At 66.7% G+C, this 20,831-nt stretch carries 20 protein-coding genes; 17 read left to right on the forward strand and 3 right to left on the reverse strand.

Translation table 11 applies throughout. The features are described 5' to 3' along the window. Positions 1-27: 27 nt before the first annotated feature. Positions 28-405, reverse strand: a complete 378-nt coding sequence (trxA, locus tag ABEA50_RS19840) for a thioredoxin (protein ID WP_345497046.1) — start codon at positions 403-405, stop codon at positions 28-30. Positions 406-745: 340 nt separating this feature from the next. Here trxA and ABEA50_RS19845 point away from each other — a divergent pair, with 340 nt between their 5' ends. The 4 genes from ABEA50_RS19845 to ABEA50_RS19860 all read left to right on the forward strand — a co-directional run bounded on the left by ABEA50_RS19845 (position 746) and on the right by ABEA50_RS19860 (position 4,664). Continuing rightward, positions 746-1,831 (forward strand): isocitrate/isopropylmalate dehydrogenase family protein, encoded by a 1,086-nt coding sequence (locus ABEA50_RS19845; protein WP_345497047.1) that lies wholly within the window; start codon positions 746-748, stop codon positions 1,829-1,831. Positions 1,832-2,114: 283 nt separating this feature from the next. Further along, a complete protein-coding gene (locus tag ABEA50_RS19850) occupies positions 2,115-2,945 on the forward strand; it encodes an ABC transporter substrate-binding protein (RefSeq protein WP_345497048.1) in 831 nt (276 codons plus the stop codon). A gap of 4 nt (positions 2,946-2,949) precedes the next feature. Further along, a complete protein-coding gene (locus ABEA50_RS19855) occupies positions 2,950-3,867 on the forward strand; it encodes an amino acid ABC transporter permease (RefSeq protein ID WP_425577666.1) in 918 nt (305 codons plus the stop codon). A 44-nt stretch (positions 3,868-3,911) separates the two neighbouring features. Then, a complete protein-coding gene (locus ABEA50_RS19860) occupies positions 3,912-4,664 on the forward strand; it encodes an amino acid ABC transporter ATP-binding protein (protein WP_345497160.1) in 753 nt (250 codons plus the stop codon). Between the two features lie 21 nt (positions 4,665-4,685). Here ABEA50_RS19860 and ABEA50_RS19865 read toward each other — a convergent pair whose 3' ends face one another. After that, a complete protein-coding gene (locus ABEA50_RS19865; RefSeq protein WP_345497049.1) occupies positions 4,686-5,648 on the reverse strand; it encodes a LysR family transcriptional regulator in 963 nt (320 codons plus the stop codon). A 344-nt stretch (positions 5,649-5,992) separates the two neighbouring features. On the opposite strand from ABEA50_RS19865, the gene ABEA50_RS19870 reads away from it, so the two are divergent. Further along, positions 5,993-6,874 (forward strand): SPFH domain-containing protein, encoded by an 882-nt coding sequence (locus ABEA50_RS19870; protein WP_345497050.1) that lies wholly within the window; start codon positions 5,993-5,995, stop codon positions 6,872-6,874. Positions 6,875-6,885: 11 nt separating this feature from the next. Then, on the forward strand, positions 6,886-7,041 hold the full coding sequence (locus tag ABEA50_RS19875; RefSeq protein ID WP_345497051.1) for a type II toxin-antitoxin system antitoxin: 156 nt from the start codon (positions 6,886-6,888) through the stop codon (positions 7,039-7,041). A 49-nt stretch (positions 7,042-7,090) separates the two neighbouring features. On the opposite strand, the gene ABEA50_RS19880 is transcribed toward ABEA50_RS19875, so the two are convergent. Beyond that, on the reverse strand, positions 7,091-7,939 hold the full coding sequence (locus ABEA50_RS19880; protein ID WP_345497052.1) for a class I SAM-dependent methyltransferase: 849 nt from the start codon (positions 7,937-7,939) through the stop codon (positions 7,091-7,093). Positions 7,940-8,177: 238 nt separating this feature from the next. On the opposite strand from ABEA50_RS19880, the gene rpsA reads away from it, so the two are divergent. The 11 genes from rpsA to ABEA50_RS19935 all read left to right on the forward strand — a co-directional run bounded on the left by rpsA (position 8,178) and on the right by ABEA50_RS19935 (position 20,728). Next, the gene (gene rpsA / locus ABEA50_RS19885) at positions 8,178-9,650 is read left to right on the forward strand and encodes a 30S ribosomal protein S1 (RefSeq protein WP_345497053.1); all 1,473 of its coding nucleotides are present in this window, start codon (positions 8,178-8,180) and stop codon (positions 9,648-9,650) included. A gap of 105 nt (positions 9,651-9,755) precedes the next feature. Continuing rightward, on the forward strand, positions 9,756-10,706 hold the full coding sequence (locus ABEA50_RS19890) for an AEC family transporter (RefSeq protein ID WP_345497054.1): 951 nt from the start codon (positions 9,756-9,758) through the stop codon (positions 10,704-10,706). A 91-nt stretch (positions 10,707-10,797) separates the two neighbouring features. Beyond that, complete coding sequence (locus ABEA50_RS19895; RefSeq protein ID WP_345497055.1) at positions 10,798-12,405, forward strand: ABC transporter substrate-binding protein; 1,608 nt, start codon at positions 10,798-10,800, stop codon at positions 12,403-12,405. Continuing rightward, positions 12,405-13,517: an ABC transporter permease gene (locus ABEA50_RS19900; protein ID WP_345497056.1), complete on the forward strand. Its 1,113-nt coding sequence runs from the start codon at positions 12,405-12,407 to the stop codon at positions 13,515-13,517. Before ABEA50_RS19895 ends, ABEA50_RS19900 begins: the two co-directional genes overlap by 1 nt. Beyond that, on the forward strand, positions 13,510-14,391 hold the full coding sequence (locus ABEA50_RS19905; protein WP_345497057.1) for an ABC transporter permease: 882 nt from the start codon (positions 13,510-13,512) through the stop codon (positions 14,389-14,391). The genes ABEA50_RS19900 and ABEA50_RS19905 overlap by 8 nt, the downstream gene beginning before the upstream one ends. Further along, complete coding sequence (locus ABEA50_RS19910) at positions 14,388-15,215, forward strand: ABC transporter ATP-binding protein (RefSeq protein WP_345497058.1); 828 nt, start codon at positions 14,388-14,390, stop codon at positions 15,213-15,215. The genes ABEA50_RS19905 and ABEA50_RS19910 overlap by 4 nt, the downstream gene beginning before the upstream one ends. Continuing rightward, on the forward strand, positions 15,212-15,898 hold the full coding sequence (locus tag ABEA50_RS19915; RefSeq protein ID WP_345497059.1) for an ABC transporter ATP-binding protein: 687 nt from the start codon (positions 15,212-15,214) through the stop codon (positions 15,896-15,898). The genes ABEA50_RS19910 and ABEA50_RS19915 overlap by 4 nt, the downstream gene beginning before the upstream one ends. Beyond that, a complete protein-coding gene (locus ABEA50_RS19920) occupies positions 15,895-16,872 on the forward strand; it encodes an ornithine cyclodeaminase (RefSeq protein WP_345497060.1) in 978 nt (325 codons plus the stop codon). The genes ABEA50_RS19915 and ABEA50_RS19920 overlap by 4 nt, the downstream gene beginning before the upstream one ends. Continuing rightward, positions 16,863-18,221 carry an alanine racemase gene (locus tag ABEA50_RS19925; protein ID WP_345497061.1) on the forward strand — a complete coding sequence of 453 codons (1,359 nt, stop codon included), beginning with the start codon at positions 16,863-16,865 and terminating at the stop codon, positions 18,219-18,221. Before ABEA50_RS19920 ends, ABEA50_RS19925 begins: the two co-directional genes overlap by 10 nt. Next, the gene (locus tag ABEA50_RS19930) at positions 18,218-19,324 is read left to right on the forward strand and encodes a PLP-dependent cysteine synthase family protein (protein WP_345497062.1); all 1,107 of its coding nucleotides are present in this window, start codon (positions 18,218-18,220) and stop codon (positions 19,322-19,324) included. Before ABEA50_RS19925 ends, ABEA50_RS19930 begins: the two co-directional genes overlap by 4 nt. A 6-nt stretch (positions 19,325-19,330) precedes the next feature. Further along, positions 19,331-20,728: an MATE family efflux transporter gene (locus tag ABEA50_RS19935; RefSeq protein WP_345497063.1), complete on the forward strand. Its 1,398-nt coding sequence runs from the start codon at positions 19,331-19,333 to the stop codon at positions 20,726-20,728. The last annotated feature ends 103 nt before the right edge of the window (positions 20,729-20,831 follow it).

Raw genomic sequence — 20,831 nt, forward strand, 5'->3', positions numbered from 1 at the left:
GGCCCGTTCGTTGGTTTCGGCGATCTCCTACTCGGCCGGTTGTTCGGCCTGTTGTTCGGCGAGCTGCTTGCGCACCTCGTCCATGTCGAGCTCCTTCACCTGGGTGACCAGATCCTCCAAGGCCGCTGCCGGCAGCGCGCCCGGCTGCGCGAAGACGAGAACGCCCTCGCGGAAGGCCATGATGGTCGGGATGGAGCGAATGTTCGCGGCGGCCGCCAAGCCCTGCTCGGCCTCGGTGTCGACCTTGCCGTGTACCACGTCGGAGTGCTTGCTCGAGGATTCCTCGTAGGTCGGCGCGAAGCTCTTGCACGGACCGCACCAATCGGCCCAGAAATCGACGAGTACCACGTCGTTCCCGGTGACTACCTCGTCGAAATTCTCTTGGGTCAGCGTCTGGGTGGCCATGACGTCCTCTCGTTGGATGTTGCAGCTATAACGCGGGCTGCGCTCGTTATCTTCCACGGCTTCCTGCCTTGCCGGACGTGTCGAACGCCTGGCAGGTCGGCCCGCGCGGGCTGACGCGCTACCGGTCAGTCACCTGCGTAACCGCACCGGCGACGCACGCCGTGGATCGGTGTTCTCCGCCGGGTACCCACAGGGGCGAGCGGGGAATCAGCCGAATGCCACTCCCGCCGAATCTACGCACGCCGCGCGCCGAGGGGCAAACACCCGCCGTGTCGGGCCGCGTCGTCACAGCAGCGGGGCCGTTGGTCGACGGCAGGGGCGCGGGGGAGAGGATGTCCGGATGAGCGATACGACCGAGGTGCTGCGCCTGGGCCTCATCGAAGGCGACGGCATAGGCCCCGAAGTAGTCGGTGCCGCAAGGAAAGTGGTGGACGAGGCGATGTCCGCGGCGGGTGCCGCGCCGGTGGAGTGGGTGCCGTTGCCGATGGGCATATCGGCGATCGAACAGTTCGGTGACCCGCTGCCGGAACAGACCCTGGCCGCGCTCGCGAGCTTGGACGCCTGGATTCTCGGGCCGCACGACAATGTCGCCTACCCCGCCGAACATCGTGGTGGAGTCGCCCCCGGCGGGGCGATTCGCAAACGGTTCGGCCTGTTCGCGAACATCCGACCCGCGCTGGCCCTGCCCGGTGTGCGCGCGTCCGCGCCGGACATCGACCTGGTGATCGTGCGGGAAAACAGTGAGGGGTTCTACGCCGACCGCAACATGTTCGCGGGCTCCGGTGAGTTCCGGCCGACACCCGATGTGGCGTTGTCGGTGGGATTGATCACCCGCCAGGCGTGTGAGCGGGTCGCGCACGAGGCGTTCCGACTGGCGCGCACCCGGCGTCATCGGGTGACGATCGTGCACAAGGCGAACGTGTTGCCGCTGACGATGGGTCTGTTCCGTGACGTCTGCTATGCGGTCGCCGCCGGATATCCCGATGTCGAGGTCGACGACGAGCACGTCGACGCCGCCGCCGCGCACCTGGTGCGCGGCGCCGCCGACTACGACGTACTGGTCACCGAGAACCTGTTCGGCGACATCCTGTCCGATCTCGCCGGTGAGCTCAGCGGGTCGTTGGGTTTGGCCGCGTCGTTGAACAGTGGGAACGACAAGGCGATGGCGCAGGCGGTACACGGTGCCGCACCGAGTCTGGCTGGTCGTAACGCCGCCAATCCCGCGGCCCTGCAGCTGTCGGCCGCGATGTTGTTGGGCTGGTTGGGAAGTCGCGACGACGAGCGCCGTTATCACGACGCGGGGCATCGGATTTCTCGTGCGGTCGCGGCGACGTTGGCGGCGGGTATCGCGACGGCCGATCTCGGCGGATTGGCTTCGACCAGCGAGTTCACCGAGCAGGTGGCCGCCAGGGTGCACCGGAGGTAGTCCGACGCGCGGGTATCGCGATGGCGGGGGTGGTCGAAATGTGACGTATGAATGTTGCGTTACTGTCCAGCGCGAACAACCGCGGTCGCCTAGATTGCGCAAACGGGTGGTGACACTCGGGTATCTCGGTTTCGAATTGTGGAGGGCTGTCTTGTCTGTTCGATCGGTTCTCCGTGTTCGTCGCGTCCGTCGCGTCCGTCGCGTCCGTCGCGTCCGTCGCGTCCGTCGCGTCCGTCGCGAACACTGCCGCCGGGCATTGTGTGCGGTCGCCGGTGGTGTGTTGGTGCTGAGTGCCTGCACCAACACCGAATTGGGGGCGGATGTGCCGAAGGTCGGCGTCGACAAGGTCGACGCCATCGCGGCGCGGCTACCGGACACGGTGACACGGGCGGGCAAGCTCGTCGTCGGCGTGAACGTGCCCTATCAGCCCAATGAGTACCGCGATGCCAGGGGCCAGATCATCGGTTTCGACGTGGACCTGATGGACGCGGTGGCCGCGGTGCTCGGGGTGCGGGCCGGGTATGTGGAGTCGGCGTTCGAGAAGATCATCCCGGCGATCCAGGCCGGAACCTACGACGTCGGCATGTCCTCGATCACGGACTCGAAGGAACGCGAGCAGCAGGTCGATTTCACCACCTACTTCAACGCGGGCGTGCAGTGGGCGCAGCGGGCAGGCAAACCGGTCGACCCGAACGACGCCTGTGGCAAGAAGGTGGCGGTTCAGGCGACCACGGTGGAACACACCGACGAGGTGCCCGACAAGAGCGCCGCGTGCGAGGCCGCGGGCAAGGATCCGATCCAGATCAAGCCGTTCGACGAGCAGACCGGCGCCACCAACGCACTGGTGCTCGGCCAGGTGGACGCGATGTCGGCCGATTCACCGGTGACCGCCTACGCGATCAAGCAGACCGATGGGCAGATCGAGACCGCGGGCCCGGTCTTCGACTCCGCGCCGTACGGCTGGGCGGTGCCCAAGAGTTCGCCGCTGGCCGACGTGCTGCGTGCGGCCGTGCAGCACCTGATCGACAACGGGCAATACAGACAGATCGCCGAGAACTGGGGCGTGGAAGACGGCGTGATCGCGCAGTCGGTCGTGAATGGAGCGGTGGGCTGACCAGATGAGCGAGAACAGCACCGGGGCAACCGGACCCGAAGTCATCAAAGCCATTCCGCTGCGCCGCCCGGGGCGGTGGATCGCGGCGGCGATCATCATCGTGCTCGCCGCGCTGTTCCTCTACGGTGCCGCGACCAACGACGCGTACCGCTGGGGCACCTACGGCAAGTACCTGTTCGATCGGCGGATCCTCGAGGGCATCGGGGTGACGCTGGAGCTGACCGTCTTGGCGATGCTGCTCGCGGTGGTGCTCGGCACCCTGTTGGCCGTGATGCGCCTTTCGCCGAACGGGGTGTTGCGGGTCACCGCCTGGATCTACCTCTGGATCTTCCGTGGCACACCGGTTTTCGTGCAGTTGGTGTTCTGGGGACTGGTGCCTTCGTTGTACAAGACGATCTTTCTCGGGGTGCCGTTCGGCCCGCATCTGCTGGAGTTGGACGTGCAGAGCCTGCAGGCCGCGTTCGCCTTCGCGGTACTCGGGCTCGGTTTGAACGAGGCGGCGTATATGGCCGAGATCGTGCGCGCCGGAATCAATTCCGTGGGTGAAGGGCAGCACGAGGCCTCGGTGGCTCTGGGGATGTCGTGGTCGCAGACCATGCGCAGGACCGTATTGCCGCAGGCGATGCGGGTGATCATCCCGCCGACCGGCAATGAGCTGATCGGCATGCTGAAGACCACCTCGCTGGTCACCGCGATCCCACTCAGTACCGATCTGTACGGCAGGGCCCGCGACATCTACGGCGTGAACTTCCAACCGATCCCGCTGTTGTTGGTGACGGCCACCTGGTATCTGGCCGTGACCAGCGTCCTGATGGTCGGCCAGTACTACCTGGAGCGGCATTACTCGCGGGGGATCTCGCGTCAGTTGACCGGAAAGCAGTTGCAGGACTTGGCCGACGCGAACGTGGAGAAGGCGAAATGAGCGAGGACGCGCGCGACGCGGCGGCGGGTTCGACCGGTGCGGGAATGATCGTCGCCGACCGGGTCTGTAAGAATTTCGGCGCCTTGCCGGTGCTCAAGGGCATCTCGTTGGAGGTGAAGCGCGGCGAGGTGCTGTGTTTGATCGGGCCCTCCGGCTCGGGAAAATCGACCTTCCTGCGGTGTATCAACCATCTGGAGCAGGTGAACGCGGGCCGGCTCTACGTGGACGGCGAACTGGTGGGCTATCAGGAGAAGAACGGCAAGCTCTACGAGCTGCACCCGCGCGAGGCGGCACGGCAGCGTCGCGAGATCGGCATGGTGTTCCAGCATTTCAACCTGTTCCCGCATCGCACCGCGCTGGAGAACGTGATCGAGGCGCCCATCCAGGTGAACAAGGTCCGCAAGGCGGAAGCGGTGACGCGGGCGCAGGAGTTGCTGGATCGAGTCGGCCTGGCGGACAAGGCGAATGCCTACCCCGCCCAGCTGTCCGGCGGCCAGCAGCAGCGAGTCGCGATCGCCCGTGCTTTGGCGATGGACCCGAAGCTGATGCTGTTCGACGAACCGACTTCCGCCCTGGACCCCGAACTCGTCGGCGAGGTGTTGGAGGTCATGCGCGAACTCGCGAGCTCGGGCATGACAATGGTGGTGGTCACCCACGAAATGGGCTTCGCCAGAGAAGTAGCCGACACGCTGGTCTTCATGGACGCAGGCGTAGTGGTAGAAGCGGGATCCCCCGCCGATATCCTCACCACCCCCCGCGAAGACCGCACCCAAGCCTTCCTCTCCAGACTCCTATAACCACCACCAAGCGCCCGACGCTCACCAGGACCCCCTCGAGCACACAGCGGGGTGCGCCACACCCATGTCCTGCCGAAGCGGCTTCTTTCGGTTTGCTCTGGATGCGATGCGTAGCTGGCCGAGTAAGACGGTCGTCGCGGGAGTCAGGGGGCGGTCGGCACGTCGAGCCAACGCCAGCCGCCCGTGAATCTCGGGCTCGACGATCCGGACCACCCGCACTCCCGCGGCTGCCGCCTCGCTGTCGGTGAGCGCGGGGACCACCGCCATGCCGAGGCCGCGCGCGGCCAGGCGCAGCAGCAATGCGGGTGCGGCCGCTTCGAACGCGACGTCCGGGGTGAATCCGGCTGCAGCACATGACCTTTCGAAAACTCCGCGCAGGCCGGTACCTCTGGTGAGGCAGATCAGTTGCTGCGCGCGCAGCTCAGCGAGCGCTATTTCCGCGCCGTGTGTCCGATCGTCGGTGGCGACGGCCGCCACCACGGGTGTCTCCAGCACGATGTCGAGCCCGATGCCGGAATCAACCGGCGCTCCGGTCAATCCGACCAGTGCGAGATCCAGTTCGCCTCGGCCCAGTGCCGCCAGCATCCGTTCGGAGGTGTCTTCGGTGAGGCTGATGCCGACCTGCGGATGGTCGTCGTGGAAGTCCGCGAGTACCGAGGCGACGTCGAGTTCCTCGGTGGCGGCCCCGGAGATCAGCCCGACGCGAACCTGTCCGCGCAGCAACCCGCTGAACTCGGCCACGGTGCTGGTGATTCGCTCCACCGCGTCGAGGGTGGCGTGTGCGTGCCGCAGGACCGCGGCGCCGACCTCGGTCGGGGTGACGGTGCGTCCGCCACGGTCGAGCAGCTGTTGTCCGAGTTCGCGTTCCAGTTGTCGGATCTGAGCGCTGAGACCGGGTTGGGCGAGGTGGAGCCGGGCGGCGGCCTTGGTGAAATTGCCGTCTTCGGCGACGGCGACGAGGTAACGCAGCTGGCGCAATTCCATAACTGGTGATTCTAGTTCTCAGAGTAACTATCTGTTGTGCTTCTCAGGTGGCTCGGCTCATTGTGCGGGCGCCGAAGCCGACGAGGAGCGGACCCGCGCGGGATACGCACACGAGACCTACGCGGGGTTCGCCGCGCTGGAGCGAATTCATGACCCGCGCACTGTGTTTCGGTGCGATCGCGATGTCACTCGGGGCGAATGATCCGACGTGACGTATGCCGAGTTCGCACGGGAACACGAAACACTGTGGTGCAGGGCATATTCCAACGTATCGCTGGCGAGATCTGGCGCCGGGAATCGACTACTGCTATCTTAGTGATATCACTCTGATACTAGGAGACGTCATGAAATTCCGGTCAGCGATTCATGTCAACGGGTTCCTCGTCCTGTTGGCCTGGTTGGTGCTCACGGTCCTGCTCGGTGGCGGGGCGATTCTCGGCTTCGTCGCGGCGAAACAAAACGACAACGTCCCCGCGTTGATCGGTGCGGTGATCGCGACGGTTCTGGTCGTCGTATTGCTGCTCGCGGCAACGGGATTGACGACCGTGAACCCGAACGAGGCGAAGGTCGTGCAGTTCTTCGGCCGCTATGTCGGTTCGGTGAGCACGCCCGGTTTCTACTCGGTGCTGCCGCTCACCGACCGTAAGAGCATCTCGCTGCGGGTGCGCAATTTCGAGACCCAGAAGCTGAAGGTCAACGACGCCGACGGCAACCCGGTCGAGATCGCCACCGTCGTCGTCTACCGCGTGGTGGACAGCTTCAAGGCCGCCTTCGCCGTCGACGACTACGAGGAGTACGTGGCCACTCAGTCCGAGGCCGCTGTGCGTCACCTTGCCACCACACACCCCTACGACGCGCACGACGACGACCGCACCAGCCTGCGTGACGGCGCCGAGGTCGCCGAGGAGCTGACCGTAGAACTGCGCGACCGCACCGACCTCGCCGGTATCGAGGTGATCGAGGCGCGCATCACCCACCTCGCCTACGCACCGGAGATCGCCCAGGCCATGCTCGTGCGCCAGCAGGCGTCGCAGGTGGTGGCCGCGCGCGCCCAGATTGTGGAGGGCGCGGTCGGCATGGTCGGGCTGGCGCTGGAACGGCTGGCCCAGCAGGGGATGGTCGAGTTGGACGAGGAGCGCAAGGCGTCCATGGTGTCCAACCTGCTGGTGGTCCTCTGTGGTGACCGACCTACCCAACCCGTGGTCAACGCCGGATCGTTGTACTAGGCGCACGGCCGATGGCGGAACGCAAGAAGCTGTTGCTGCGTCTGGACCCCTCGGTCCACGACGCGATCGCGAAATGGGCCGCCGACGACCTGCGTAGCATCAACGCCCAGATCGAATACGCGCTGCGTGTCGCGCTGGATCAGGCCGGTCGTAAACCGAAGAAGTAGGTAGAGGCAACCGAACGCCCCGCGAACCCGCGGGGCGTTCGTCGCGTGCTCAGCCGGGCTTGCTCGCGACGAAAATCGCTGTGCCGGGAAATAATTCGCCGCGCAGGGGACTCCACTGACCCCATTCGCGGTCCAGCCATTCCGGCCACTGTGGTTCGATGATGTCCTCGACGATCAGCCCGGCGGCGACGAGTTCGCGGACCCGGTCGCCGAGGGTGCGGTGATGTTCGACGTAGGTGGGGGTGCCGTCGTCGTCGACCTCCACGTAGGGGGAGCGGTCGAAGTAGGGGATCGAGGCGGTGAGGCCGACCGGGCCTGGATCGTCGGGGAAGATCCAGCGCATCGGATGGTTCACCGCGAATACCCAGCGTCCGCCGGGTCGAAGCACCCTGGCCACCTCGCGCATCACCAGCGCCGAATCGGCGACGAACGGCACCGCGCCGAAGGCCGAGCAGGCCAGGTCGAACGAGGCGTCGGCGAAGGGCAGTGCCTCGGCGCCCGCCTGCACCAGCGGCACGCGGGGTCCACCTCGTCGCATGGCCGCGACGCCACGGTCGAGCATGCCGCGCGAGATGTCGAGGCCGACCGGGTGCGCGCCCTGTCCGGCCAGCCAGCGCGAGCACGGCGCCGAGCCGCAGCCGATCTCCAGGATCGAGCGGCCGGTCAGCTCGCCGAGGAATCCCATATCGCCCTCGTGCAGGCCCTCGGGGCACCACACGAATTCACCGCCGGGGGAGTCGACGCCGAGGAAGTCCGCGTGGGTGCGGTGATAATCGGTCGCGTCGGCGTCCCACCACAGTCGGCTGGCGCGTTCGCTGTCCGCCGAACCGATTCGTGTCCTGCTGGTTCCCGTTGTCGCGAGCAGTGCGTTCGCGTGCGCATGGCGATCTTCCGACACGCCGCAAAGACTAGCCGCGTGGCGCCGCAATTGGTTTGCCCGCCCCGACCGGGGTCGCGTACGCTTGCGTAACGAGTGTCTTCGGTACATCCGTACCGGAGATCTGACCCCGTGCTGTGTCCTCGTGTATCGCGTGCGGTACGTTCCTTGTGTCCGTCTGCGCGCCCAGTGAGACCGCAGCGTACCGAAAGTTCGAATGTCCGCAACCGACCACAATCCGTCCGGAGCAAACCGACACATGCCCACCACCGTCACCTCGCCGCAGGTAGCCGTCAACGACATCGGCTCCGCCGAGGACTTTCTCGCCGCCATCGATGCCACGATCAAGTACTTCAACGATGGCGACATCGTCGAGGGAACCATCGTCAAGGTCGATCGCGATGAGGTCCTGCTCGACATCGGCTACAAGACCGAGGGAGTGATCCCCTCTCGCGAGCTGTCCATCAAACACGACGTCGACCCCAATGAGGTCGTTTCCGTGGGTGATGAAGTCGAGGCCCTCGTCCTCACCAAGGAGGACAAAGAAGGCCGCCTGATCCTGTCGAAGAAGCGGGCGCAGTACGAGCGTGCGTGGGGCACCATCGAGGAGCTCAAGGAGAAGGACGAGGCCGTCAAGGGCACCGTCATCGAGGTCGTCAAGGGCGGCCTGATCCTCGACATCGGCCTGCGCGGCTTCCTGCCCGCCTCGCTCGTCGAGATGCGGCGCGTCCGCGATCTCCAGCCGTACGTCGGCAAGGAGATCGAGGCCAAGATCATCGAGCTCGACAAGAACCGCAACAACGTGGTTCTCTCGCGTCGCGCTTGGCTCGAGCAGACCCAGTCCGAGGTCCGCAGCGAATTCCTGCACCAGCTGCAGAAGGGCCAGGTCCGCAAGGGTGTGGTCTCCTCGATCGTCAACTTCGGTGCCTTCGTGGACCTGGGTGGCGTCGACGGCCTGGTGCACGTCTCCGAGCTGTCCTGGAAGCACATCGACCACCCCTCCGAGGTTGTCGAGGTCGGCACCGAGGTCACCGTCGAGGTCCTCGACGTCGACCTGGACCGCGAGCGGGTTTCGCTGTCGCTCAAGGCGACTCAGGAAGACCCGTGGCGTCAGTTCGCCCGCACCCACGCGATCGGCCAGATCGTGCCGGGCAAGGTCACCAAGCTGGTTCCGTTCGGTGCGTTCGTGCGCGTCGAAGAGGGCATCGAGGGCCTGGTGCACATCTCCGAGCTGGCCGAGCGCCACGTGGAGGTCCCGGACCAGGTCGTCGCGGTCGGCGACGACGCGATGGTCAAGGTCATCGACATCGACCTGGAGCGTCGCCGGATCTCGCTGAGCCTCAAGCAGGCCAACGAGGACTACCACGCCGAGTTCGACCCGTCGAAGTACGGCATGGCCGACAGCTACGACGAGCAGGGCAACTACATCTTCCCCGAGGGCTTCGACGCCGAGACCAACGAATGGCTCGAAGGCTTCGACAAGCAGCGTGAAGAGTGGGAAGGCCGCTACGCCGAGGCCGAGCGTCGCCACAAGATGCACACCGCTCAGATGGAGAAGATGGCGGCCGACGCCGCGGCCGAGGCCGCCAACGGTGGCGGTTCGTCCAACTACTCCTCCGAGAGCGGCGGCAGCACGCAGGCGGCGCCCGCGCAGCAGGAGTCCACCGGTGGCTCGCTGGCCAGCGATGCGCAGCTGGCGGCTCTGCGGGAGAAGCTCTCCGGCAACGCCTGATCGACACTGACGTAGTACGGCTGTGCCCCAACCGCGTTTCTGGTTGGGGCACAGCCGTTTTCCGGTCGTGTCCGTATCCGGTGCGCTGGCGGCTCGGCCGTCTGCGTGACCGATCTCTTCGCGACTGTCGGTAAGCTCGCGCCGGTTGTCCTGGTCTTCGGTGGTGGCGTCGTCTTCGCGCGTCGCAAGATCATCGGCGCGGACGCTTCGAAGGCGTTCTCCGAGTTCGCCTTTCTCTTCGCGATTCCCTGTTACCTGTTCGGCTCGCTCTACGCCAGCGACTTGGGGCGGCTGTTCGATGTGCGCGGGATGCTCGCGTATCTGTCGGCCGCGGTAATCGCGATGGCACTGGTCGCGGTCGGTGCGCGCCGGGTGCTCGGCGCCGATGCGCGGGCCACCGCCTTGCGGATCATGGCCACGGTCCAGGTGAACACCACCTACTTCGCGATTCCGGTGTTCGTGTTGCTGTTCGGTGATGCCTCGCCGATCTTTCCGACCATCCTGTTGCAGGTCTGCGTGTTCACCGTGGTGGTGGTCGCGGTGATGGAATCCGGTGCGGGGCACCAGGACCAGGATGTTTCCGCGGCGCGTGCGGTGCTGCGTGGTGTGCGCTCGGCGCTGACGACGCCCCTGGTGCTCGCCTGCTATCTCGGCATCGGCGCCAATCTGCTGCATGTGCCAGCACCGGGGCCGCTCTTGGCGGCGTTGTCGTTCACCGGTGCCGCCGCGGCGCCGGTGGCCCTGTTCGCCTTCGGCCTGCACCTGGGCGGCTCCGGCTTGCGCTGGCGCGGTGCGACGCGCGACGAGTACGCGCTGATCGCCATCAAGTGTCTGGCGATGCCACTGTTGGTGTTCGCGTTGTGCGTCGGCGTCTTTCGGGTCGAGAACCCGTGGCTGAGCTATCTGGTGCTCACCGCCGCGATGCCCGCGCCGCAGAATTTGTTCGTCTTCGCGCAGCGCTACGACGCCGACGTCGACCTCGCCGCGTCGGTGGTGGCCAAGACGACGCTGGCCGCGCTGGCGCTGATTCCGTTGTGGCTGTTGGTTACTCGCTGATGGTCCCGCCGCACACCGCGCCGTCCGATATGTAATATTTGTCACCACTATTACTAATGAAAATCGTTATCGTTACCTTTACGATACCCGCATGGGTATTGATCGTGTCGGGATTTTCGCTGCCGCAACGGCATTGGCCGTCGGCCTGAGCGCGTGCTCGGCGCCGGGGGCGACGTCGGGCAATCCCGATCAGTTCGTGGTGATCGACACGGAGGAGATCGGCGACTTCAGTCCGCTGCTCGGACAGGGCAAGAACGGCGAGTCGAAGATCTTCGAGAGCCTGTTCCGGGTCGCGGAGGGTGTCGATGACCGCGTTCCCGACACCGTGCCGGTGCTCGCGGCGGGCCCGCCGGAGCCGGTGCACGGTGACCTCTCGCGCTGGAAGGTGCGAACACGCCAAGGCGTCACCTTCTCCGACGGCACCACTTTCGGCCCCGAAGACGTTGTCGCCACCTACAACTCGCTGATCGACCCCGTATTCGCCGCGCCGATCGCCGCCGACTACGACTTCCTGCGCAAAGCCGAGCAGACCGGTCCCGACACCGTCGAGTTCCAACTCAACGGCGCCTACTCCGATTTCGGCCACCGGCTGTTCCTCGCCATCGCGCCCTCGGAGGCGTTCGCGCGGCCCGGCCCTGCCGATCAGGCCGAGCTGAACAAACACCCGATCGGCACCGGGCCCTACGAGCTCACCGAATCCAGGCCGGATCAGGTGACGTTGACCGCCCGTGACGACTACTGGGGTGAGCGTGCATCGGTGCGTACGTTCGTGATTCGTCGCACCGACGACGACAATGCCAGGGCGGCCCAGCTGCGCGACGGCGCGGACGGTACCGTGCTGCCGCCGGAACTGGCCGACGCGGCGGCCAAGGACGGCTATCGGGTGGTGCCGGGTGTGGCCAACGACTGGCGTGCCATCACGATGCCCTCGGGCAATCCGGTGGCGGGTGATCCCGCAGTGCGCAAAGCGCTGAACTACGCGGTCGACCGGCACGCCATGGTCGACCACGTCATGGGCGGGCACGGTGCGCCGATGTCCACCCTGGTCAATCAGGTGTACGGCGAAACCTACGACCCGACACAGGATTTCGGCTTCGATCAGAACGAGGCAGCGCGCGTGCTCGACGCGGCGGGGTGGCGGCCGGGCCGGGACGGCATTCGCGAACGCGACGGTCGCAAGGCCACCTTCGAGATCGCCTACTACCCGACCGAGGTACTGCGTCGCGACCTCACCATGGCCGTGGTGTCGGACGCGAAGAAGGTCGGGATCGACATCACCCCGGTCGCGGTGGACAAGACCACGGTGACCCCCGAATATCTCGCGAAGACCCCGTTCATGGTCGGTGGCGGCGGTCAGCCCTACACCGTCGACAGCCAGCTCTACACCAAGCTGCACTCGCGCTACGCCGCGCCGGGCGTCGGGTCCAAGTGGGACAACACCTCCGATTACGTGAACCCCGAGGTCGATCGCCTGCTCGACGCCGCCCGCGTCGAGACCGATCCGAAACGGCGCACCCAGCTCTACCGCGACGTGCAGGCCGAGTATCACCGGGATCCCGCGATGCTGGCGTTGGCGACGACCAACCACGTGTACGTGCTGCGCGACAACGGCTGGCACGTGACGCCGACCGCGTTGGAGCCGCACAGCCACGGTGTCGCGTGGGGACCGTGGTACGGCCTGGCTCGTTGGCGTCGGTGATGGCGCGCGCTAGTGGTTTCATCGCACCCCGCCGCGTCAGCGGTTTCATCGCACGCCGCCGCGTCAGCGGTTTCTTCGTACCCCGCCGCGTCAGCGGTTTCTTCGTACGCAGCCGTCCAAGCGGCCCCCGCGCACGCAGCCGCAGCCGGGTGGGCGGGCTGATCGCGCGCCGCCTCGCGATCGCGATTCCGTTGGCCGTGCTGGTCTCGCTGTCGGTGTTCGCCCTGGCCGCGGCGAGTCCATTCGATCCGTTGGACGCCTACCTCGGCGCGCACGGTGACGGCTTCACCGAGGTGCAGCGCGACCAGCTGCGCGAACGTCTCGGTATGGATCGGAGCTGGTTCGGCGCGTGGTGGTCGTGGGTCGGTGGCCTGGTACACGGCGATTTCGGTGAGTCGCGGTCCTACCGACAACCGGTAGCGCGGGTGCTGGCCGAACGGTTGCCGTGGAGCCTGTTACTCGGCGCGTTGGCCGGTCTGCTCGCCCTGGTCATGGCCGCCGTACTCGGCGCGTGGGCGGGGCTGCGGCGCGGACGGCTGCTCGACCGCGTGATCAGCGCGACAGCCATTGTGCTGCAATCAGTTCCGCCTTTCGTGTTGGCGCTCGGCGGGGTGCTGGTGTTCGCCAGCACGCTGCGTTGGCTGCCCGCCTCCGGTCTCACGGATGCGGGTGCACAGGTGAGCGCGGGATCTACCGTGCGACACCTGGTGTTGCCGGTGATATTGCTCGCCGTGACCCAGCTGCCGTGGCTGGTGCTCGGGCTACGCGAGACGGTTTCGCGCGGCCTCGACGGTGATGCGGTGAAAGGTGCGCGAGCACGCGGTCTGCCGTGGCGGGTGGTGGCGTTTCGGCACGTGCTGCCGGTTTCGATCGCGCCGTTCCTCGCGCTGTGCGGCGGCAGGCTGCCCGAGTTGGTGGTGGGGGCGACGATCATCGAAACCGTCTTCAGTTGGCCGGGTTTGGGTGCGGCCGTGGTGGATTCGGCGCGTGCACTGGACTTTCCATTGCTGGCCTTGCTGACCTTGCTGATCACGCTCGTGGTGCTGCTCGGCAATCTCGCCGCCGACGCGGCGGGTGTGCTGATCGATCCGAGGATCGACGCCGATGGGTAGCCCGGCCATGGTCCTGCATGCCGAACGCGCACGCTTCGGTGTACTTCGCACGGTGTCGCGGTATCGCCCCGCGGTGCTGCTCGCGGTCGTGGTGCTGCTCGTGGCCGTGCTCTATGCCGTGCTCGTGCCGATCCTGCGTCCGGTGGACGAGGTGCTGGTCGACTTCTCGGTCAGCCGAACGCCACCGAGCGCGCGGTTTCCGTTCGGCACCGACAACGCTGGTCGCGACGTCTTCGTCCGCGTCGCGCTCGGCATGCGGATCTCGCTGTTCATCGCGGTGCTCACCGCGCTGGGCTCGACGGTGATCGGCGTGCTGGTCGGCGTCACCGCCGGTGGGTTCGGCGGCTGGTGGGATCGGATCGCGATGCGTGTCGCCGACGCGGTGAACTCGCTGCCGAGCCTGCTGCTCACCCTGCTGATCGTGGCCATGTTCCGCGGCTCGGTGACGGCCATCGTGGTGTCGCTGATGCTCACCCACTGGACCGCCATCGTCCGGGTGGTGCGCAGCGAGATGCTGGTGCTGCGCAACGCGGAGTTCGTGCAGGCGGCGCGTTTACGCGGTCTGTCTCGGGCCAGGATCGTGCGGCGGCACTTCCTCCCGGTCGCGCGGGGACAGGCGCTGGTGGGTGTGGTGTTGCTGATTCCGCACGCCATCTGGCACGAGTCGACGCTGTCGTTCCTCGGTGTCGGCCTTCCGCCGCACCGCGCCTCGCTCGGCACCTTGTTGTCGGACGCGCAGGCCTCGATCCTGCTCGGCGACTGGTGGTTGCTCGCGTTCCCCGCCGGGGTGCTCGTGCTCGTCACGCTCGCGGTATCGGTACTCGGGCGGCACTGGCAGCGCGGAATCGAAGGCGTTCAGGAGGTTTCGGCGTGACGTTGACGTTGGATCAGGTCACCGTGCGCATCCCGCTCGGACCCGGCCGTGTGGTGCACGCGGTCACCGAGGCCGATCTGGTCGTGCGGCGCGGCACGGTGCACGGGTTGATCGGCGAATCGGGTTCGGGCAAGTCGATGCTGTCCTCGACGATCACCGGGCTCCTGCCCGCGCGTGCGCGAATGACCGGCACCGTGACCATGGACGTGGACGGGAAAACACTGACCAACCAGGAGATCTGGGGTGCGCGCGGGCACACCGTCGCCCTGGTGCCGCAATCGGCTATGACGTATTTCACCCCGGTTCGTCGGATCGGTGCACAGCTCGCGGAGACCATTCGCTGTCTTGGCACGGCGCACGACCCGGCTCGGTTGCTAGAGCGCGTCGGGCTGGAAGCCGCTGTGCTGCGGCTTTATCCGCACGAACTGTCCGGCGGGATGGCGCAGCGCGCCGCGGTGGCCTTCGCCTTGGCGGGCGATCCCGCGTTGATCATCGCCGACGAACCCACCTCGGCGCTGGACGCCGAGCGCGGTGGTGCGGTGCTGGCGCTGCTCGGCGAATTCGCCGCGGCCGGCGGGCGGGTACTGCTGGTCAGCCACGATCTGATCGCGTTGCGCGACAGCGAGATCTGCGCCGACATCTCGGTGATGTACGCCTCGCGCATCCTCGAGACCAGAGGTAAGGCTGCCCTTTTCTCGGCGCCACGTGAGCGTTACACTCGCGACTTGCTTGCCGCATTACCGGAGAACGGTTTGCACCCACTGCCGTTCGCCACGCCTGAACTGGTCAACCTGCCCGACGACTTTCGATACGGTGCCCGATGACAAGTAAAGCCCTTGCCGCACACAATGTTTCCGTTGCTCTCGGTGGCCGTATGGTGTTCGCCGAAGTGTCGGTGCACGTCGCGGCGGGAGAGGTAGTCGGCCTCACCGGACCCTCGGGAACAGGCAAAACGACACTGGCGCAAGTTCTCTCGGGATTGCGCACGCCCGATACCGGCCAGGTCACCATCGACGGCGCCCCGCTGCCGAAACGCGGCAACGGTCGCATCGCCATGCTGTTCCAGTCGCCGCGTCGTTCCTGTGATCCACGGATGACCTTGCGCGAGTCCATCCTCGAACTCGCCGACGGCCGGGTCGACTGGGATATGGTGCTCGAATCCGCGCGCATGACAAGCGATTTGCTCGAGCGGTATCCCGGACAGGTCTCCGACGGACAGCTGCAGCGCGCGGCCGTCGCCAGGGTGCTCGCCTCGCGGCCGGATTACCTGCTGTGCGACGAGATGACCTCGATGCTCGATCCCGCCACCACCGCCACCGTCACCCGCGCGGTCACCGCATTGGCCGAATCGGGTGTGGGGGTGCTGTTCATCAGTCACGATATTCCGCTGCTCACGGTGAGCACCGATCGGATCGTCCGATTGGCGCCGCACCCGAGCGATTCCGGCTCGCCGACGACGTCGAACGGAACTGTTCTCGATTCGCACAACGACATCGGAGTTCCATGAGCCACGCCATGCACATCCTCACACGCAGCGACCTCGCGGATATCGAGATCAGCCCCGCGGAGGTCATCGACCTGGTTACCGACGGCTATCTGGCGTTCGCGCACGAGGATTCGCGCTGCCCGGTGAAGCTCATGATGCCGATCCCCAAGGCCGAACGCGACGCCGTCGCCTATTCCATGCTCGGCTATGACGGTTCACTCGACCAGGTCGGCTTCAAGACCTCCTACCGGCAGGGCAGTACCAGTGCCGAGAAGTACTACACCACCATCAGCCTCTACGACGACGTCACCGGTCTGCCGTTCGCGCTGATGGACTGTCAGCGCATCGGCGCCTCGCGCACCCCGGCCACCACCGCGATCACGGCCAAACATTGTGCCAGAGCGGGTGCACGCAGCGCCTTGATGATCGGTACCGGCATCCAAGGGCGAAACACGTTGCCCTACTTGCTGACCGCCCTGCCGGGACTGGAGCGGTTACGGCTGTTCGGCACCCATCCCGACGGCATCGCCGACAGCATCGCCACCATGCGGCGCTGGTTTCCCGACCGCGAGGTGGAGTTGGTCGAGGACGTGCCGTCGGCGGTCGCCGAGTCCGACATCGTCGTGGTCGCCTCCGGCCGCGCCGCACACCCGAAGATCCGCACCGAGTGGCTGCCGGAAGGCGGGCTGCTGATCTCGGTGGCGAGCAAGGGCGTGGAGAGCGGTGCGTTGGGCCACGCCGACTACGCGATCGCCACCAGCACAGGACAATTAGGTGTCACCGGCACCAGAATGGCTGGTCCGGATGGTGAATTGGTGATCGACGCCGAGCTGCCGGACATCGTCGCCGGTCGAGCGCCTGGTCGTCGTCGCGACAGCGACCGGGTGTTCGCCTTCTCCAGCGGGATGATCATCACCGACATTCCGGTCGCACACGCGCTGGCCACCCGCGCGGTGGCTGCCGGTCGTGGACAGCAGGTGAAGTTGTGGTCCTGAACGCTGCCGAAACCAACACTGCCACGGCCACTTTGCCCGCGATCGAACGCGAGTGGCAACGGCGAGTAAGGACCGACCCGCACCTGCTGTTCGATATCGAGCACGCCGTGGACGGCCCCTTCCACGTGCTCTATCCCGAACAATTCGCCGAGAATCTGCGTGCTTTCCAGCAGGTACTCGCGCGGCGAGGGGTGCGAGGCCAGGTTTACTACGGGAAGAAGGCGAACAAGGCGGGCTGCTGGCTGCCGGTGATCGCCGAGGCGAACGCCGCGGTCGACGTGGCGAGCGAACCGGAGTTGGTGCACGCCTTGGCCAACGGGGTGCGCGGCCGTGATATCGGGGTCACCGGTGCGGCGAAAACCGAAGGGCTGCTTCGACTCGCCGCACGGCACGACTGCCTCGTCGCCATCGACGCACTCGATGAACTGGAGCGTGCCGCCGCGATCGCACGCCGCGCGGGCCGGATGCGCATCCTGTTGCGCACGTTGCCGCCGAACGCACCGCACAGCCGCTTCGGTGTGTCGGACACCGACATGGCCACGGCCATCCGGCGCTGCGTCGAGCTCGACGACGCGGTGGACCTGCGCGGGTTCTCCTTTCACCTGGACGGTTACGCGGTCGCACCGCGCGCCGAGCTCGCGCACGCGTTGATCACGCGATGCCTCGAGGCGCGGGCGCTCGGGCTCGCTGTCACCACCCTGTCCATCGGTGGCGGATTCGCCTGCCGGTACGTGGGCGACGAAGACTGGGAGCGGTTCACCACGTCCATCGACGACAACCGTTTCCACGCGGGCAAACGCTTCGACAAGTTCTACCCGTACGCCCAATCACCGACCGGCGCCGACATGCTCGACGCCATCCTCGCGACCACTTTCGACGACAGCACCCTCGCGCAACACCTGCGCGACAACGACATCGAGCTGCTCCTGGAGCCGGGACGGGCGCTGCTCATCGACGCGGGCTTCACCGCGTTTCCCGTGCTCGGCTTCAAGCAGAACGCCGACTACGGCATCACCACCGTGCACGGCCTGAGCATGAGCGTGTCCGAGCAGTGGAAGGGCAGCGAATTCCTGCCCGACCCGATCCTGGTCTCCCGTGCACCCGACACCGCCGACGACGACCCGATCGCGACCTGCGTCGGCGGCGCGAGCTGCATGGAATACGACGTGCTCACCTGGCGTAAGGTCGCGCTGCCTCGGCGCCCGCGACCCGGCGACCTCCTGCTGTATCCGAACACCGCCGGGTACCAGATGGACAAGAACGAGAGCGAATTCCATCAGCTCCCGCTCCCGCCGAAGGTCGTCGTCGAGGCTGCGGCGCAGCGACTGCGCTGGCGGTTGGACCGATGACCGCGCAACTGCCCCGGATGCGGGAAAGCCCCCTGCTGCACGATGATTCGTTGCCGAGAGAGAACGTCGTACGGCACGTCTCCGAGCTGATCGGGTCGACGCCGCTGCTCGAGCTCGTGCGTACGGGAACGGGAACCCGGCTGCTGGTGAAGCTAGAGCAGTTCAACCCCACGGGCTCGGCGAAGGTCCGGATGGCACGCGAGATGGTGCTGGCGGCCGAGCGCAGCGGTGAGCTGCGCCCCGGCGGGCACATCGTCGAACCGACCTCGGGCAATACCGGCACCGGGCTGGCGCTGATGGCGCTCGAACGGGGATACACCTTCACCGCCGTCGTCGATGATCATGCCGCCAAGGACAAATTGCGCGCGATGAAAGCGATGGGCGCGCAACTGGTTTCGCTGCCCTGCCCGCCGGGGGGCGGTCCGAGCACCGTCGAACGTCGACGGGTGGCCACCGAGCTCGCCGCGCGGACCGGCGCTTTTCGGCCCGACCAGCACAACAATCCACACAACAACGCCGGATATCGCGACCTGGCCTCGGAATTGCTCACCGACCTGCGTACCGATGTCGACTATCTGGTGGGTGCTGTCGGCACCGGCGGGTCGCTGTGCGGCACCGTCGAGGAATTACGCAGGCTGGGTTCGGGCGTGCGCGCGATCGGTGTCGAACCCGAAGGTTCGATCATCTTCGGCGGTGTGGGCGGCAGCTACTGGCAGACCGGTGCGGGCAGTCCGCCGGGATTCCCGGTGGGGCGCAACGTCGAATACGACGCGATCGACGAGGGCTGCCGGGTCGGTGACATCGACGCCTTCGCCACCGCGCGGGTGGTCGCCAAACGCGCGGGCATCCTGCTCGGCGGTACCGCGGGCGCCGCCGTGCACGCCGCGCTGCGCCGGTTGGTGCACCTGCCCGCTGCCAGCACCGTGGTGGTGCTCGCGTGCGATGCTGGGGAAAAGTACCTGGACACCGTGTACAACGAGGAATGGTTGCTCCAGCGCGGGCTCTACGACGAGGCCGCGCAGCAGCGCATCGCCCGGCTGTGGCGGGCCTACGACGAGTCGGTGCTGTTGGCCGCCTTCGACACCGAACAGACAGGAGCCTGAGGCGCCATGGCAATGCGCTGGACCCCCTACCGCGCGATCCTCGCGCTGGCCGCGCCGATCGCGGGTATTCAACTCGCGCAGGTGGCGCTGACCACCGTCGACCTCGCGATGATGGGCCTGCTGGGTATCGCGGCCGTCGCCGCGGGCGGCCTCGCGCTGCTGCTCTACAACCAGCTGCGCACCATGTGCGTCGGCATGGTCACCGGTGTGGGGAACCTGATCGCCGAGGCGGCGGGTCGCGGTGAACAACGCACCGGGGGCGAGCCGGACGAGCAGGCGCGCACGGAGATCCGTGGTTACGCCAAGGCCGCGCTCGCTGTCGCCACCGTCACCGCGGTGCTCGGCGCGATGCTGCTGATCGGGCTCGGTTACGCGCTGCGCTGGTTCGGCCAGGACCCCGAGGTACTCGCATTGGCTCGGCCGATCCTCTGGACGCTGGCTCCCGGCCTCATCCCCATGCTGTGGCTGAACGTGCTGCGCCAGTTCGCGGTCGGGCTGCGCAGGGCGGGGTCGTTGCTGCGGGTGACGCTGCTGTCGGTCGGCGTGAACGCGTTGCTGAACGCGGTCTTCATCTTCGGCTGGCTCGGCATCCCGAAACTCGGCCTCGCCGGAATCGGACTGGCCACCACACTCGTACAGCTGTGGACCTTCGGCACCTATCTGCTGACCGTACGGCGCGACCCGGTGCTCGGCGACCTGCTTTCGATACGAGCATGGGAAGCCGACCGGGCCACGATGGCGCGCATCGTGCGGATGGGGACGCCGATCTCGCTGACCTACGGCGCGGAGGCGGCGATCACCTCCATCGCGGCGGTGCTGATGGGTGGTTTCGGTCCCGCGGTTCTCGCTGCCAGCAACATCGTCAACCAGCTCGCCTACATCGTCTACCAATTCAACATCGGCCTGTCGCAGGGTTCCTCGATCCTGGTGAGTCGCACGGTCGGACAGGGGGATTGGCCTTCGGTGCGGGCGATCGCGCGGCGCACGTTCGTCATCGGATTCACGTTCATGAGCGTCGTCGGTGTGGCGTATGTCCTGTTCCCCTCGGTGGTACTCGCGCCGTTCCTCGGTTCGCATCACGACGACGCGGCGGTGCTCGCGGCCGCGTCGACACTGCTGTGGTTCGCGATCGTCCAGCAATACTGCAAGGGCTCGCAGAACCTGTGCATCGGCCTGCTGCGCGGCATCGGAAACACCAAGGCGGGAATGCAGAGCACGCTGATCGGATACTTCGCGATCGGTGTTCCCGCCATGGCCGTGTTCGGACTGTGGTTGGACTGGCGCGGTCCCGGCATCTGGCTCGGCCTGTGCCTCGGCTTCGGCGCGACCTCGGCGCTCGTGTGGCGCAAGTTCGCGCGCCGGTTGGCCGAGGCGAGCGCTCCGGAATCGGAGTTGGTGGCCTGAGCGCTGCTTGGCGTACCGATAGTCGGCGCGGGCGAAGCAGTCATCGGGCCGCTGGTCGCGTGCGCTTCGGTCGGCAGCGTCAGGTACGTGCGGCGTGTCTCGG

The organism is Nocardia callitridis (assembly GCF_039543305.1).
In the GTDB taxonomy this organism is placed as follows: domain Bacteria; phylum Actinomycetota; class Actinomycetes; order Mycobacteriales; family Mycobacteriaceae; genus Nocardia; species Nocardia callitridis.